Annotated in this window: 12 protein-coding genes and 2 pseudogenes; 6 read left to right on the top strand and 8 right to left on the bottom strand. The window is 67.8% G+C overall.

Features of this window, described 5'->3' with window-relative positions; all coding sequences use genetic code 11:
• Positions 1–9: 9 nt before the first annotated feature.
• The 3 genes and pseudogenes from LPH33_RS20015 to LPH33_RS20005 all read right to left on the bottom strand — a co-directional run.
• Positions 10–999, bottom strand: coding sequence for an LLM class flavin-dependent oxidoreductase (locus LPH33_RS20015; RefSeq protein ID WP_229565624.1), 990 nt, complete (start codon positions 997–999; stop codon positions 10–12).
• Between the two features lie 114 nt (positions 1,000–1,113).
• A complete protein-coding gene (locus tag LPH33_RS20010) occupies positions 1,114–1,608 on the bottom strand; it encodes a flavin reductase family protein (RefSeq protein WP_229565623.1) in 495 nt (164 codons plus the stop codon).
• 81 nt (positions 1,609–1,689) lie between these two features.
• A pseudogene (locus LPH33_RS20005) lies at positions 1,690–1,815 on the bottom strand (steroid delta-isomerase); the annotation flags it as partial.
• A gap of 113 nt (positions 1,816–1,928) precedes the next feature.
• Here LPH33_RS20005 and LPH33_RS20000 point away from each other — a divergent pair.
• The gene (locus LPH33_RS20000; protein WP_071934730.1) at positions 1,929–3,368 is read left to right on the top strand and encodes an IS1380 family transposase; all 1,440 of its coding nucleotides are present in this window, start codon (positions 1,929–1,931) and stop codon (positions 3,366–3,368) included.
• Positions 3,369–3,512: 144 nt separating this feature from the next.
• Here LPH33_RS20000 and LPH33_RS19995 read toward each other — a convergent pair.
• A pseudogene (locus LPH33_RS19995) lies at positions 3,513–3,788 on the bottom strand (nuclear transport factor 2 family protein); the annotation flags it as partial.
• A 101-nt stretch (positions 3,789–3,889) separates the two neighbouring features.
• Positions 3,890–4,792, bottom strand: coding sequence for a TIGR03619 family F420-dependent LLM class oxidoreductase (locus tag LPH33_RS19990; RefSeq protein WP_060650485.1), 903 nt, complete (start codon positions 4,790–4,792; stop codon positions 3,890–3,892).
• A gap of 170 nt (positions 4,793–4,962) precedes the next feature.
• On the opposite strand from LPH33_RS19990, the gene LPH33_RS19985 reads away from it, so the two are divergent.
• Complete coding sequence (locus LPH33_RS19985; RefSeq protein ID WP_060650486.1) at positions 4,963–5,925, top strand: alpha/beta hydrolase; 963 nt, start codon at positions 4,963–4,965, stop codon at positions 5,923–5,925.
• A gap of 47 nt (positions 5,926–5,972) precedes the next feature.
• Entirely contained in the window at positions 5,973–7,676 is a 1,704-nt protein-coding gene (locus tag LPH33_RS19980) for a 3-ketosteroid-delta-1-dehydrogenase (protein ID WP_229565621.1), read from the top strand.
• Here LPH33_RS19980 and LPH33_RS19975 read toward each other — a convergent pair.
• Complete coding sequence (locus tag LPH33_RS19975; protein ID WP_229565620.1) at positions 7,661–8,452, bottom strand: FAD-binding oxidoreductase; 792 nt, start codon at positions 8,450–8,452, stop codon at positions 7,661–7,663. The two genes, LPH33_RS19980 and LPH33_RS19975, sit on opposite strands and share 16 nt — an antisense overlap.
• 197 nt (positions 8,453–8,649) lie before the next feature.
• On the opposite strand from LPH33_RS19975, the gene LPH33_RS19970 reads away from it, so the two are divergent.
• Positions 8,650–10,203, top strand: a complete 1,554-nt coding sequence (locus LPH33_RS19970) for an AMP-binding protein (protein WP_229565618.1) — start codon at positions 8,650–8,652, stop codon at positions 10,201–10,203.
• 100 nt (positions 10,204–10,303) lie between these two features.
• On the opposite strand, the gene LPH33_RS19965 is transcribed toward LPH33_RS19970, so the two are convergent.
• Positions 10,304–10,828, bottom strand: coding sequence for an AMIN-like domain-containing (lipo)protein (locus LPH33_RS19965; RefSeq protein WP_229565617.1), 525 nt, complete (start codon positions 10,826–10,828; stop codon positions 10,304–10,306).
• 248 nt (positions 10,829–11,076) lie between these two features.
• Here LPH33_RS19965 and LPH33_RS19960 point away from each other — a divergent pair, with 248 nt between their 5' ends.
• Positions 11,077–11,643, top strand: coding sequence for a hypothetical protein (locus tag LPH33_RS19960; RefSeq protein ID WP_229565615.1), 567 nt, complete (start codon positions 11,077–11,079; stop codon positions 11,641–11,643).
• 46 nt (positions 11,644–11,689) lie between these two features.
• Here the strand turns inward: LPH33_RS19960 and LPH33_RS19955 are convergent, their stop codons facing one another.
• A complete protein-coding gene (locus LPH33_RS19955) occupies positions 11,690–12,850 on the bottom strand; it encodes an FAD-binding oxidoreductase (protein ID WP_229565614.1) in 1,161 nt (386 codons plus the stop codon).
• Positions 12,851–13,119: 269 nt separating this feature from the next.
• Here LPH33_RS19955 and clpB point away from each other — a divergent pair, with 269 nt between their 5' ends.
• Positions 13,120–15,675 (top strand): ATP-dependent chaperone ClpB, encoded by a 2,556-nt coding sequence (clpB, locus tag LPH33_RS19950; RefSeq protein WP_229565612.1) that lies wholly within the window; start codon positions 13,120–13,122, stop codon positions 15,673–15,675.
• Positions 15,676–15,728 lie beyond the last annotated feature (53 nt).

Below are 15,728 nucleotides of genomic sequence, written 5' to 3'. Positions count from 1 at the left end.
CTTCGGCGATCAGGCCGGGACGAGGTCGCTGACCTGCGCAACAAGCTCCAGTGAACGCAGCCACGCATCGCGCCCGGGAGCCGACGACACGACGATCAGCTCGTCGGCCTGCGCGCGTTCGGTGAACCGGTCGAGGTAGTCGCGCACTTCCTGCGGGGTGCCCACGGCGGTGTACCGGAGCATCTCGAGCACCTGCATGCCGGCGGGGGAGTCGAGCAGCATGTCGATCTCCTCCTCGGTGAACGTGCGCCCACGTCCGACCATCTGCACGACCCGAGCCCGCTTGGTCGCCTCGAACAGCGACTGCGCCTCCTCGGTGGTGTCGGCAGCGATCACGCCGACACCCGCGATGACGTGCGGCACCGGGTGATCGGGGGAGGGCTGGAACTCGCGGCGGTACAGCCGCACCGCGTCCTCGAGGGCCTGCGGCGCGAAGTGCGACGCGAAGGCGTACGGAAGACCGAGCAGGGCAGCGAGTTTCGCGCCGAACAGCGACGAGCCCAGGATGTACAGGGGAACGTCGGTGCCCTTACCGGGGATCGCGTCGACCCCCGGGATCCGCGACTCGCCCTTCAGGTAGGCCTGCAGTTCGAGGACGTCCTGCGGAAAGCTGTCGGCCGAGGTCGGGTCGCGGCGCAGCGCCCGCATGGTCTTCTGGTCGCTGCCGGGGGCGCGGCCGAGACCGAGGTCGATGCGACCGGGGTGCAGTGTGGCGAGGGTGCCGAACTGTTCGGCAATGGTCAGCGGCGAGTGGTTCGGCAGCATGATGCCGCCCGCGCCGAGACGGATCGACGAGGTGTGCGCGGCGACGTGCGCGATGAGCACGCTCGTCGCCGACGAGGCGATCGTCGGCATGTTGTGGTGTTCGGCGTACCAGATGCGCCGGTAACCCCACTGCTCGGCGAGCTGGGCCATCTTCACGCTGGCGTCGAAGCTCTCACGGGCGGTCTCGCCCTTGCCGATGTGTGCGAGGTCGAGGATGGAGAGGGGAACGGTCACCGGTAATCCTTCGCGTCGGGGCCCGGTATCGGCCGCCGGGCACACCTTCGGAGCAACCTCGGCCGGTGACCGTCTATTCCCTCACCCGTCGTTCCACATCGCCGACGTTCGGTGTCACCGCCGTTCGAAACCGCCGTAGGTGCCCTGGAAGAACAGCAGCGGACCGCGGGAGTGCAGCGACGTCAGCCCCGTGACCCTGGCCAGCACGATCGTGTGGTCGCCGGCCTCGTACTCGGTCTCCACGGTCGCCTCGACCCGCGCGAGAGCTCCCTCGAGCGCCGGAGCGCCGTTGTCGCCCGGCTCCCAGCGCACCCCGCGGAACTTGTTGCCGCCGCTCACCGCGAACGCACCGCACAGGGTGCGCTGGCTCTCGGACAGGACGTTGACGGCCAGGGTGCCGACCTCCCGGATCTTCGGCCAGGTGGTCGACGTGCGCGCGGGACAGAATGAGATGAGCGGCGGGTCCAGCGATACGGACACGAACGACTGGCATGCGAACCCGAGAGGTTCGTCGCCGTCGAGGGCCGTGATCACGGTGACTCCCGTGCAGAAATTGCTCATCACGTCGCGGATCCGTCGAGGATCCAGCACCGCATGCTCGGCTGTCATCGAGAAATCTCCTATCGGTCGGCGTTCGTTCCAGTGTCCGTCACCGACGGCGCAGTGCGCGAACCGTGTCCCGCCGAACGGTCAGCGAACACGCATGTCGCTCGGGGCCCAGACTGCGCGCATGCTGGTGATGCGTCCCTCGTCGTCGAACGTCATGACGTCGATGGGTTCGATCTCGTAGGTCTGCTCGTCCGCCTTAGCCTGGATGCACCGATCAGGCCGATGTGATGGGCGAGTCGTAACGGCGAAATGCCCTGTCGTAGTGAAAGAATTGAACTTCTCACAGAAACAATTCGGCCACAACGAAGGGCATCTCGTAGATGCAACTCTCTCACACCCGGCCCGTCGCTGCGGCGAGGTTCGACGATCCGAATCTCGTGTCGACCGCTGGGCTGGTTCCGATCATGGGTCTGGCGCAGAACTGCGGCCTGCAGGCTCTCGCCGACGAACACCTCAGCGTTCCCACCGACAAGGGTGCTCACTCCGGCGACAAGATCGGAGCACTCGTCGCGGGAATGGTCGCCGGCGCGGACAGCATCGCCGACATGGCATTACTACGGCACGGGGCGATGGGAACACTCTTCGACCGCCCGTACGCACCGTCGACGCTGGGGTCGTTCCTGCGCACCTTCACCTTCGGGCACGTTCGGCAACTCGACGCCGTTGCCTCCCGGTTCCTGCGCGGACTGGCCACCAGAACTCCGCTGGTGGCCGGGATCGACACCGAACGCGTGCTGGTCGACATCGACGATTCGATCATCGAAGTGCACGGGCACGGCAAACAGGGTTCCGGATACGGCTATTCCGGGGTCCGCGGACTGAACGCGCTGATCACCACGGTCACCACCGACACCGCGGCCCCGGTGATCGTCGGACAGCGTCTGCGCAAAGGGTCCTGCGGATCAGCGCGTGGAGCAGCCCGGATGATCGCCGACACCCTGACCACCGTCGCGCACCTGCACACAGCTACCGCCGGCCCAGGGGCGCGAACCACGGCACAGGCCACGCCCAGACCGCTGGTGCGGGCCGACTCGGCGTTCTACGGATATCCCACCATCGGGGCGGCGCTGCGCGGCGGCGCCGACGTCTCGGTCACCGTGCGCCTGACCTCACCCATCAAGACCGCGATCGCCTCGATCGACGAGGATGCGTGGACTCCGATCGAGTACACCAACGCGATCTACGACCACGACACCGAACGCTGGATCTCGGCTGCCGAGGTCGCGGAGATACCGTTCACCGCGTTCGCCTCGAAGAAGAAGACCCACCGGGTTCCGGGGCGGTTGATCGTACGGCGTATCCCCGACCTGCGGCCGAAGAAGGACCAGGGCCAGGGCGAATTGTTCGACGTCTGGCGGTTTCATGCCTTCTTCACCACCGTCGACGCCACCGATCTCGATGCCGTCGCCGCCGACAAGCTCCACCGCCATCACGCGATCATCGAGCAGGTCCACGCGGACCTGAAGAGCTCCGCGCTCGCTCATTTGCCGTCGTCTCGGTTCACTGCCAATGCTGCGTGGCTGGTCTGCGCGGTGATGGCGTTCAACCTCACCCGCGCCGCGGCTACCGTCACAGGCGATCCGAAGCTGGTCAAGGCCACCACCGGAACTGTCCGGCGGACCATTGTGTCGGTCCCTGCTCGGATCGCGTCGTCGGCGCGCCGGTTGACGTTGCATCTACCCCAACAGTGGCCGTGGGAATCGGGGTGGAACGCCCTGTTCGACACGGTGTTCGGACGAAACCGACCGATTCTCGGCTAACAGACACTCCCTGCCCGCCAACGACTCGAAAGACCAGTGGAACAACCCGACATCGAAGGTCGGAAGATCGTCCATGTCCACACCCTGTCCCAAGTCGTGCAATGGAAGCCACGACGACAGCATCAGACGATCGGTGCATTGAGGCTTAGTGACCACGCGGAAGTGGAAGGCCGCGGTCGACCCGGCGATCCGGAGCGTGAGCAGGTCGGTGGTGTTCTCGGTGGCCTCGACACCCTTGTAGAACTCGGCGATCGCGGCCCGGCCCACGCGCGGTTCACTACCGACGGGATCCTCGAGGGTGGCGTCCTCGGCGTACAGGGCGGCGATGTCGGCGGCCACGCCTGCGGCCACGGCGTCGAGATAGGCGTGCACGGTGGTGCGGATGCGCTGAGTGCGGGCGTCGGCGTCGGAAACGGTCACGGTCGCTCCTGTGTAATGCGGGACGAAAGGTGTCGCGCCGACGCTAGCGACCCGCAGACGCACCGCATCGCCGCTCTCCCGGCCAGCGGGAGATGTCGGCCTCAGCCCACCTCGACATCACCGAACTCCCTGCCGAACAGGTCGGCGAGGGCGGCGAGCTGGTCGCAGTAGTGGTCAGCGGATCCGGCGTCCACACCGGCGCCGACGATCGTCGCGCCCGCTGCGATCGCGCGGTCGAGTCGTCTGTGCGTCGCGTCGGGGTCACCGAGCGGGTCGAGCCGCGCCGCCGGCAGCACGACCTCGAATCCGGGCGGCAGCTGCCTCTTCGCGAGCATCGCCTTCACGTCGTCGAAAGCCAGACCGAAAGGCACCCAGCCGTCCCCGAACTCGCACGCGCGTCGCAGTGAACGCGGGGTGCGGCCGCCGATCCACAACGGAACCCGCGGCTGCACGGCGCAGGGATCGACGACCACATCGGAGTACTCGAAATACTCTCCCCGATAGGAAGGTTCGCGTGTCGACAGCGATGCGCGCAGGGCTGCGAGAGCATCGTCGGCGCGTGCGCCGCGATCGGTGAAGGGGACGTCGAGCAGCGCGAACTCCTCCTCGAGCGAACCGACGCCGAGCCCGAGGGTCAGGCGTCCACTGCTGACCGTGTCGAGTGTGCCGTAACGCTTCGCGATCTCCAGAGGGTGGTGGTAGCCGAGGACGAGAACCTGGGTGACCAGCCGGATCCGGTCGGTGCGCGCTGCGAGGAAGCCGAGGGTCGCCAGCGGATCCCAGTACGTCCCACCTCGCGTCGCAGCCACGGACGCGGGTACCGCGACGTGTTCGCTGCAGGTGAGGTGGTGGAATCCCGACCGATCCGCGGTGTCCGCGATCTGCGACAGCTCTTCGATCCCCGCACCGGCCTCCCAGTCGCAGGAGACCCCGGGGACCCGGGTGACGATCGGGCTGGTGATCCCGATGCGTACCACCCGCGTGCGGTTCGATCCGTCGATCATGCGCTCTCCTTCGTCGATCGGTCCGTCAGGAGTGTGCGCTCGGACGGGCCCGCTGAGCACGTCCGGTCCCGCTCGCCGATACACGACCCGCTGGACGGGATATCGCCTTCCGGGTGGTCCCGAGGCGAACCTAGCGTGACCCGCACGTATCGTCTGCCGAGGAGACCGACATGCCGTTGCATTCCGAAGTGGAGTCCATGCTGAAGGCCCTGGAAGCGGGTTTTCCGGACGTCACGACGATTCCGCCGACGGAACTCCGGGAGATCATCCGTAGTCGCCGCGGTCCGCTTCAGCATCTCCCCGTCATGCGCGAGGTGCACGATCTCGTCGTGGACGGACCGGGAGGCGACCTCGCGTTGCGTCTCTACCGTCCCGAGTCCTCCGAGACCGCGCTGCCGGTCGTCGTGTTCGCGCACGGTGGCGGGTTCGTCTTCTGCGATCTCGACAGTCACGACGAGTTCTGCCGGTCGATGGCGGAGGGTATCGGGGCCGTCGTCGTGTCCGTCGATTACCGGCTGGCCCCCGAACATCCGGCGCCGGCCGCGCACGACGACATGTACGCCGCGCTCGAATGGACGGCCGCGACCGTCGCGTCGTACGGAGGAGACCCGGCGCGCATCGTGCTCGCCGGCGACAGTGCCGGTGGAAACCTCGCCGCGACCGTCGCCCTCGCCGCGCGGGACAAGGGCGGACCGGCGGTGCTCGGTCAGGCGTTGTTCTATCCGGTGATCGACGACGACTTCGACACCGAGTCGTACCGGAAGTACGGGACGGGCTACTACAACTCCTCAGCGGCGATGCGGTGGTACTGGGAGCAGTACGCGCCGGACGGCACCGACGATCCCCGCCTGATCCCGACCCGCGCCGAATCGCTCGCTGGGCTGCCCTCGGCGGTTGTCGTCACCGCCGAACTCGATCCGCCGTGCTCGTCCGGCGACGACTATGCCGACCGCCTCACCGCGGCCGGGGTGTCCGTACAACACCGCAGATTCGACGGCCTGTTCCACGGATTCCTGACCTTCCCCGCGCTGTCGTTCACCGAGCCGGCGCGGCAGGAGGTGTGGAAGATGATGCGTGCCCTGGTCGACGGGCCGGATCTCCCGGTGACCGGGACAACCGGCTTCGCGTCCTGAGCAACTGTCCTAGCGTCCCGCAGACAACGACGAGAAGGAGACTGTCGATGGTCCCGACATCCGTACCGCCCGTGGCACCTGCCCAGGACACCACCGTCGACCTGCTCGTGATCGGGTCCGGTACGGGCATGGCTGCCGCACTCACCGCGCACGAAGCGGGACTGTCCACCCTCATCGTCGAGAAGTCGGAATACGTCGGTGGCTCCACCGCACGTTCGGGCGGTGCCTTCTGGGTGCCGGCCAATCCCGTTCTGGTGGAGTCGGGTTCGGGAGACAACGTCGAACGTGGCCACACCTACGTCCGGTCGGTCGTGGACGGAACGGCGCCGGCCGAGCGGGGCGAGGCGTTCGTCGACCACGGGGTCGAGACGGTCGAGATGCTCCGCCGCACCACGCCCATGAAGCTGTTCTGGGCGAAGGGCTATGCCGACTACCACCCCGAACTGCCGGGTGGGTCGGCGGTCGGACGCAGCTGCGAGTGTCTGCCGTTCGACATGTCGGTGCTCGGTGAGGAACGTTCGCGCCTGCGCCCGGGGCTCATGGAGGCGGGCCTGCCGATGCCCACCACCGGTGCCGACTACAAGTGGATGAACCTCATGTTGCGCGTGCCGCACAAGGGTTTCCCGCGCATCTTCAAGCGACTCGCCCAGGGGGTCGCCGGACTCGCCGTCAAGCGTGAATACGTCGCCGGTGGACAAGCGATCGCCGCCGGCCTGTTCGCGGGTGTGCTGAAGGCCGGTGTGCCGGTGTGGACCGAGACGTCGCTGGTGCGTCTGCTCACCGACGGGGATCGTGTCACCGGTGCAGTCGTGGCGCAGAACGGACGTGAGGTGACGGTGACCGCTCGTCGCGGGGTGGTGCTTGCCGCGGGTGGGTTCGACCATGACATGGAGATGCGGCGCAAGTTCCAGTCCGAGCGTCTGCTCGACCACGAGAGCCTCGGGGCGGAGACCAACACCGGCGACGCGATCAAGGCGGCCCAGGAGGTCGGTGCCGATCTTGCCCTCATGGACCAGGCATGGTGGTTCCCCGCCGTCGCGCCGACCCGTCCGGGCAAGCCGCCGATGGTCATGCTCGCCGAGCGTTCGCTGCCCGGCTCGTTCATCGTCGACCAGACGGGACGCCGGTTCACGAACGAGTCGTCGGATTACATGTCCTTCGGGCAGTTGGTGCTCGAACGGGAGCGTGCCGGTGATCCGATCGAGTCGATGTGGATCGTCTTCGACCAGAAGTACCGCAACAGCTACGTGTTCGCAGCCGGGGTGTTCCCCCGTCAGCCACTGCCGGAGGCCTGGTACAAGGCGGGTATCGCTCACCGCGCCTCCACCGCGGAAGAACTCGCGGCCTCGATGGGTGTGCCGGTGGAGAACTTCGCCGCGACCTTCGGCAAGTTCAACGACGATGCCGCAGCCGGAACGGATTCCGAGTTCGGCCGTGGGAGCAGCGCCTACGACCGCTATTACGGTGATCCCACCATCCAGCCCAACCCCAACATGCGGCCCCTGACGCACGGACCTCTCTACGCCGTGAAGATGACCCTGAGCGATCTCGGCACGTGCGGTGGCGTGCGCGCCGACGAGCGGGCGCGGGTCCTGCGCGAGGACGGCAGCCCGATTGCGGGTCTCTACGCCATCGGCAACACCGCGGCCAACGCGTTCGGCCACAGCTATCCCGGCGCGGGCGCCACGATCGGCCAGGGCCTGGTGTTCGGCTACATCGCCGCTCGCGATGCGGCTCAGTACGGGTCGTAGCGAATGTTCTCGGCCGGGGTGCCGGTCTCGATCAGCCGCTGAGCGGTGGTGCGCACCATGGCCGCCGGGCCGCACACGAGCACCTGGTGGTCGCCGAACGCACCGTAGGACGTGACGATCTCGTCGACGCTGCCCTCGAGCAGTTCGTCGGGGTCGGGTCCGAACTCGTCGATGCGCGGGGCGATGCGATCGAACCAGGGGTCGGGGATGTCGGGGATCTCGAGGGTCTCCACGACCGGCACCACCGTCAGCCACGGCAGCGCCTCAGACAGGAGCATGAGCATGTCGGCGGCGTACAGGTCGCGCGGGTTGCGGGCGCCCGTGAACAGGAAGGTGCGGGGCGGATCCGGGTGACGCGCCGTGTCGAGGATCAGCGACCGCAGCGGCGCGAGGCCCGTACCGCCGGCCACCATGATGACGAGGCGGCCGGTGTCGTCGATGTGGAGGTCGCCGCCGCGGGCCGCGCCGATCTGCCACACGTCGCCCGGCCGTGTCTCGGCGACGATCGCGCCGCTCACCCAGCCACCCGGGACCGTGCGCACGTGGAATTCGAGCTTGCCGTCCAGCGACGGTGGCAGTGCGGGGGAGAGGCGACGCGGCAGCGTGGGACGCTGCGGCACGGCCACGTCGACGTACTGCCCGGGGCGGAAATCGACGATCGCGTCGTCGCATTCGAGACGCACAACCGCGAGATCGTGGCGGAGCCGATGATGTTCGACGACGGTTGCGGTGACTGCCTTCTCGGTCTCGCTCGGTGACGGCGTGGCCGACTGCATGCGTGATCCCCCGGTGGTGTGCTGTGGCGTGCCCAAGACTCTAGGCGAGAAATCGCCGAAAAGGCAGAGTGGAACGTGTTTCAGTTTTCGGCCCCGAGCGGTTATCGTGACCCACGGCAGGTGATGGTCACCACAGCGGAGAACGCCGACCGGTGACGTCACATAACGGACCGTCACAGCACACCGGAAGGACGACCATGCCCGAGGAGTACGCCGACCTCTACCGCCCCGCATTCACGCCCGATCTCCTCATCACCGCGCTCGACCGCAGCGCCGACCGGCCCGCCCTGCACCTCGGTGACGTCGTCCTCACCGGAGCCGAGATGCGCGCCGCCGTCAGCCGGTTCCAGCAGGCGCTCGCGTCCGTCGGGGTCGGGCAGGGATCGGCGGTGGCGATGCTGTCCAAGAACCGGCCCGAGGTGCTCATCTCGATGGGCGCCACGATGGTCGCCGGCTGCCGCAACACGGCCCTGAACCCCATGGGCTCGCTCTCCGACCACCTGTACATCTCGACCGACGCCGAGATCGAGACCCTGATCTTCGATCCCCGGCACTTCGAGGAACGCGCCGCGGAGTTGCGCGAGCAGGTGCCGACCCTGAAGAACCTGTTCTCCCTCGGCCCGTCCTCGGTGGGTACCGACATCCTCGCCCTGTCCGAGCAGTTCACCGAGCAGCGGCTCGTGTCCGCACCCGTCGGCATCGAGGACACCTCGTCCATCGTCTACACCGGCGGCACCACCGGGAAGCCGAAGGGTGTGATGGGCTCGTTCCGTTCGGGAGCGGCCCTGAACCAGATCCAGATGGCCGAGTGGCAGTGGCCCGAGCAGCCGCGCTTCCTCGTGTGCACCCCGCTCTCGCACGCCGGTGCGGCGTTCTTCGTCCCCACGCTCCTGCGCGGCGGATGCCTCTACGTGCTGCCTCATTTCGATCCCGCGCTCGTGCTCGAAGCGATCGAGAAGCACCGCATCAACGCGACGATGCTCGTGCCGACGATGATCTACATGCTGCTCGACCATCCCGATTTCGACAGCCGCGACCTGTCGAGCCTCGAGACCCTGTTCTACGGCGCGTCGGCCATGTCGCCGTCCCGCCTGCGCGAAGGAATCGAGCGGCTCGGTCCGGTCTTCTTCCAGTTCTACGGTCAGTCCGAATGCGGCATGACTATCTCGGTGCTGCGCAAGGAGGAACACCTCCCCGATGATCCGAGCCGCCTCGCGTCGTGCGGCCGCCCCGTGCCGTGGCTCGACGTCCGCCTGCTCGACGACGACCTGAACGAGGTGCCGCAGGGCGAACTCGGCGAGATCTGTGTGCGCGGCCCGCTCGTGATGAAGGGCTATCTGAACAAGCCGGAGGAGACCGCCGAGGCGCTGCGCGGCGGGTGGCTGCACACCGGCGACGTCGCGCGCGCCGACAAGAACGGCTTCATGACGATCGTCGACCGCAAGAAGGACATGATCGTCACCGGCGGCTTCAATGTCTTCCCCCGCGAGATCGAGGACGTCATCTCGTCGCACCCGGCGGTCGCGTCCGTGGCCGTCGTCGGTGTGCCTGACGTCAAGTGGGGCGAGGCCGTCAAGGCGTGTGTCGTGCTGCGAGAGGGCCAGTCGGTGCCGTCCGAAGAGCTGATCGAGAAGGTGCGTGCCGCAAAGGGTTCGGTGCACGCCCCCAAGTCGGTCGACTTCCTCGACGCGCTGCCGCTGACGCCGCTGGGCAAACTCGACAAGAAGACGCTGCGGGCGTCCTATCGCTGACCCCGTTCTCGTGACCGCCGGTCCCGGCAACCGCTCGTGGTTGCCGGGACCGTCTGTTTGTCAGCAGGATTCGTGGATCCGGCTGTGCCGATGTCCTGCCTCACCACTGGTGCGCGACGTCCAGCACCACCCGTGAACCGCTACCGGGACCGTCGAGGGTGAACACCCGGAACGGCAGCCGGGCCCGTACCCCGACCCCGAGGGTGGTCTGGCCTTCGAAACTGTTGGCCCACGCCACCTGTCGCAGGGTCCGGTACCCGCTCACGTCGACGACCTCGCGCCGGTTCGCCGGTACGTAGTAGGCGGGAGCGAGGACGACCACCTGGAGATAGGCGCCTCCGCGCAGCGGGACCTCGAACCCCGATCCGTCCTCGTGGACGGCGGGGACGTAGCCGACGCGGTAGCCCGCGGCCTGCCCGGCGAGATCGACGACGATCCGGTCGAAGCACTCGTGCCGTCCTGCCCGCACGGCGGTGAACGGTGAGGCGACCATCGTCGGGTTCACCTTGTCCAGCGAACCCCAGTGGATACCGCAATAGGGCGTTGCGGCCGACGCGGTCGGGCCCGTCAGCCCGATCCCCGCGATGACGACGATCATCGCGAGCCACACGTGAATCCTGCTCATGTCCGTTCCTCTGTGTGTGGCTGATGATGGATCATCGCAAGAAGTGTGATGTGCGTTACACCGCTCTTCTTCGTTCTGCTGCCGCGGCTGGAGGTCGTGCCGCGATGGCGCCGACGCCTTCCGAAAGGTCGTGCGCGCTTTCGGGAACGAGCGCATAGAGACTGCTTCGGTACCCGCGCGACCGTACGAGTACCGGTCAGGTGCGGCCGGTCTTTCACTGCCCGGGTCGTGCTGACATACTCCCTCGCATGGTGAACGGGGACGCCCAGCGGGTCGAGGTGCGGTTGGCAGTCGAATATCCGGGCTCGGGAGCGACGAGCACGCTCGGGGACGGTTCGATGCGACCGATCGATCCCATCCCCCCGATCTGCCCGCGCCACGGAGAGCCCGAGACCGGCCGTGTCCGGGTGACGGTCTCGGCCGATGCGTCCGAGCCCCGTCAGGGATCGAACCGGTTCGGTTCGGCGCTCGAGGCCGCCTACACGGTGCAGGTCGCCGCGGTGGACTGGCCGGTGTGCGCTCGCTGCGTCGCCGTCCGCACGCGCTGGCAGATCGCCGCCGCCGCGACCTGCACGGTCCTCGGCGTCATCTTCCTCGCGCTGGTGTTCGCGCTCGTACAGGGCGCTCCCAAGATCTACGGTCTCGCGCTGCTCAGCGTCTTCGGTCTGTCGTTCCTCCCGATCTACGTCGCCTTGCGGGTGCTCGAGCCGAAGCGGGCGTCGCTGGGAATGTCCGTGGCCGAGGACGGTTCGGAACTCGTCATCTCGCAGGCGCATCCGGAGTTCGCGCGGGCGGTCGCGGCGCAGCGGATGTAGTCGCCGGCTCGGAACCCTCACGCAGCGCGGAAGCTGCGCAAACGGATCAGAGTGGGTCGAAGCTGATGTTCTGACGCGGGGTGCCTGCCGCCGACAGCGCGTACAGCGTCGTGCGGATCATCGACGGCGACCCGGCGATCTGGATCTGACGGTCGGCCCACGTGCCGAACTGCCCGGCGACCTTACCGAGCTTGCCGTACATCGGCCGGTTGAGGCCGGTGGGTGGCTCCTTCACGGGAACCGGATGCCACCAAGGATTCTCCTTCTCCTCGAGCACCGGCACGATGGTCAGCCACGGGTTGGTCGTGGCGATCTGCCACAGCGTTTCGAGGTCGTACAGGTCGCACGGATACTTGCCGCCGTAGAACAGGTGGACGCGCGGGTTGTCGCCGCGCATCGCCATCTCCATGATCTGGGCGCGCATGGGTGCGAGGCCGGTGCCGGACGCGATCATCAGCACATCCTGGCCGCTCTCGCGGTCGACGTGCAGGCCGCCGAGCGGTGGGCCGATCGTCCACCGGTCGCCGACCGCGGTCTCGCCGACGAGCGCGGGGCTCACCCATCCGGTGGAGACCCGTCGGACATGGAATTCGATCTGCCCGTACTGATTCGGAGGGATCGCCGCCGACAGGTACCGCCACATGTGCGGGCGCTGCGGGATCTGCACGCTCATGTACTGGCCCGCGTAATAGGGAATCGGGCTGTCGGCCTCGAGCCGGATGATCGCCAGGTCGGGGAGCACGCGCTCATGGCCGACGACGGTGGCACCCCACGAGGCGGGTAGGTCGTCGGTGGCCGCGGCGGTCGCCATCGTCTCGACGACCCCGTCGACGACCTCGGCCCAGGTGCGTTCGAGCGCAGCCGTCCACAGGATCAGGGGAGTGCACTCGCGGACCGCAGCGAGCAGTGCGTTGCCCGCGACGCGGTAGTGCAGCGGCTCGACCCCGTACTTCCGGTGGTCGCGCGCGAGCTGGGCGAGGAACCTGTCGACGGTGCCGGGCTCATGGAGGCGGGCGACGACCCAGCCGACCGCGGTCGCGAAACGCTGCCGCATCGACTCCATGCCGGCGGGGAACAGTGAGCGGATGCCGGTGGACTCGCTCCACATGGCGTTGTAGAACGCCGTCGCGAACCGTTCGGCTCCGGTGGGGGTGGCGATGATCGACGCGAAGCTGAGCTGAACCCGGGCGATGGCGAAAGCCTCCACGCCATCCTCCCTGTATCCGTGCTGCGCGAACGCCGCCACTGTAGTCGGTTGCAGGGCGCCCGGCCACTGACCGCCGGGTCCGTCACAACCTGCGAGCGTTTTGTGGTCAGAGTCACTACACTCAGGAAAGTTGAGTGGAACAAACTCAACTTATGATCCGTTGAAGAATTCGACATCACCGAGACCTGCCCGGTGCAGGGGATCGGCTGCAGAATCGATATGGGGCACTCGCCTGCGCGGGAGTGCACCGAGAAAGAAAGGGGCGCGCAGTGGACTCGTTCAATCCGACGACCAAGACCCAGGCCGCACTCACCGCTGCACTTCAGTCGGCGTCCACTGCGGGCAACCCGGAGATCCGTCCGGCACACCTGCTCGTGGCACTGCTCGACCAGACCGACGGCATCGCCGGCCCGCTGCTCGAAGCGGTGGGCGTCGACCCGGCCGCGGTCCGCAGGGAAGCCGAGGACCTCGTCCGTCGTCTTCCGCAGACCAGTGGTGCGACCACCACGCCACAGCTCGGGCGTGAGGCGATCGCGGCCATGACCGCGGCGCAGAAACTCGCCACCGAACTCACCGACGAATTCGTTTCCACCGAGCACGTCCTCGTCGGTCTCGCCGGTGGCGACTCCGATGTCGCGAAGCTGCTCGCCGGGCACGGTGCGACGCCGACCGCCCTGCGCGACGCCTTCACGACCGTCCGGGGCAACCGCCGCGTGACCTCCGCCGACCCCGAGGCCAGTTACCAGGCCCTGGAGAAGTACTCCACCGATCTGACGGCGCGGGCGCGCGAAGGCAAGCTCGACCCGGTCATCGGTCGCGACAACGAGATCCGCCGTGTCGTTCAGGTGCTCTCCCGCAGGACCAAGAACAACCCGGTCCTCATCGGTGAGCCGGGTGTCGGTAAGACCGCCATCGTCGAGGGCCTCGCCCAGCGCATCGTCGCCGGGGACGTGCCCGAGTCGCTGCGCGGCAAGACCGTCATCTCGCTCGACCTCGGCTCGATGGTCGCGGGCGCGAAGTACCGCGGCGAGTTCGAGGAACGCCTCAAGGCCGTGCTCGACGAGATCAAGGAATCGGCCGGGCAGATCATCACCTTCATCGACGAACTCCACACCATCGTCGGTGCCGGCGCAACCGGCGAGTCGGCGATGGACGCCGGCAACATGATCAAGCCGATGCTCGCCCGCGGTGAGCTGCGGCTGGTCGGTGCCACGACCCTCGACGAGTACCGCAAGTACATCGAGAAGGACGCGGCCCTCGAACGTCGCTTCCAGCAGGTCCTCGTCGGGGAGCCGAGTGTCGAGGACACCGTCGGCATCCTGCGCGGCCTCAAGGAGCGCTACGAGGTGCACCACGGCGTGCGCATCACCGACTCCGCGCTCGTCGCGGCGGCGACGCTGTCCGACCGGTACATCACCTCGCGTTTCCTGCCGGACAAGGCCATCGACCTCGTCGACGAGGCGGCCTCGCGCCTGCGGATGGAGATCGACTCGCGTCCCGAGGAGATCGACACCGTCGAACGCATCGTCCGTCGCCTCGAGATCGAGGAGATGGCGTTGCAGAAGGAGAGCGACGAGGCCTCGAAGGAACGCCTCGAGAAGCTGCGCGCCGAACTCGCCGACGAGAGGGAGAAGCTCAACCAGCTCACCACGCGCTGGCAGAACGAGAAGACCGCGATCGACTCCGTGCGGGAGATCAAGGAACAGCTCGAATCCCTGCGCGGCGAGGAGGAACGCGCCGAACGCGACGGCGACCTCGGCAAGGCCGCCGAGCTGCGCTACGGCCGCATCCCCGAGCTGGAGAAGAAGCTCGAGGCGGCAGCCGCCGCGTCGGGTACCACCGCCGGTGGCGACCTGATGCTCAAGGAGGAGGTCGGCCCGGACGACGTCGCCGACGTCGTCGCGGCATGGACCGGCATCCCCGCCGGCCGCATGCTCGAGGGCGAGACCGCCAAGCTGCTGCGGATGGAGGACGAACTGCGCAAGCGGGTCGTCGGCCAGGACGTCGCGGTGCAGGCCGTCTCCGACGCGGTGCGTCGTGCACGTGCCGGTGTCGCCGACCCGAACCGTCCGACGGGGTCCTTCCTGTTCCTCGGCCCGACCGGTGTCGGCAAGACGGAGCTGGCGAAGGCGCTCGCCGACTTCCTGTTCGACGACCAACGCGCCATGGTGCGGATCGACATGTCCGAGTACAGCGAGAAGCACTCGGTGGCACGCCTCGTCGGTGCGCCTCCGGGCTACGTCGGCTACGAGGCGGGCGGTCAGCTGACCGAGGCCGTGCGGCGCCGCCCCTACACGGTGGTGCTGTTCGACGAGGTCGAGAAGGCCCACCCGGACGTCTTCGACACGCTGCTGCAGGTGCTCGACGACGGTCGTCTCACCGACGGCCAGGGACGCACGGTCGACTTCCGCAACACCATCCTGATCCTCACCTCGAACCTCGGTGCGGGTGGCGATCGGGAGCACATCATGGCGGCGGTGCGGGCGGCGTTCAAGCCGGAGTTCATCAACCGGCTCGACGACGTCGTGGTCTTCGACCCGCTCTCGGAGGAGCAGCTCGAGAAGATCGTCGACATCCAGCTCGACCAGTTCGCCGACCGCATGTCGGCACGGCGACTGACGTTGGACGTCTCGAACGCCGCGCGGTTCTGGCTGGCGGTGCGCGGCTACGACCCGCAGTACGGTGCACGTCCGTTGCGCCGCCTGATCCAGCAGGCGGTCGGCGACCAGCTCGCCAAGAAGCTGCTCGCCGGTGAGATCAAGGACGGCGACACCGTCCACGTGGGCGTCAGCGAGGACGGCGACCACCTCGTGATCAGCGCCTGACGGCACCCGTGCGCGGCCTCGGCGGCAGGAGTCACCGGGGCCGCGCACGCCTA

This window comes from Rhodococcus sp. RDE2 (assembly GCF_020885655.1).
In the GTDB taxonomy this organism is placed as follows: Bacteria; Actinomycetota; Actinomycetes; order Mycobacteriales; family Mycobacteriaceae; genus Rhodococcus; species Rhodococcus pyridinivorans.
Note: the sequence above shows the minus strand (reverse complement) of the source record. Positions and strands in the feature narration are given on the sequence as shown.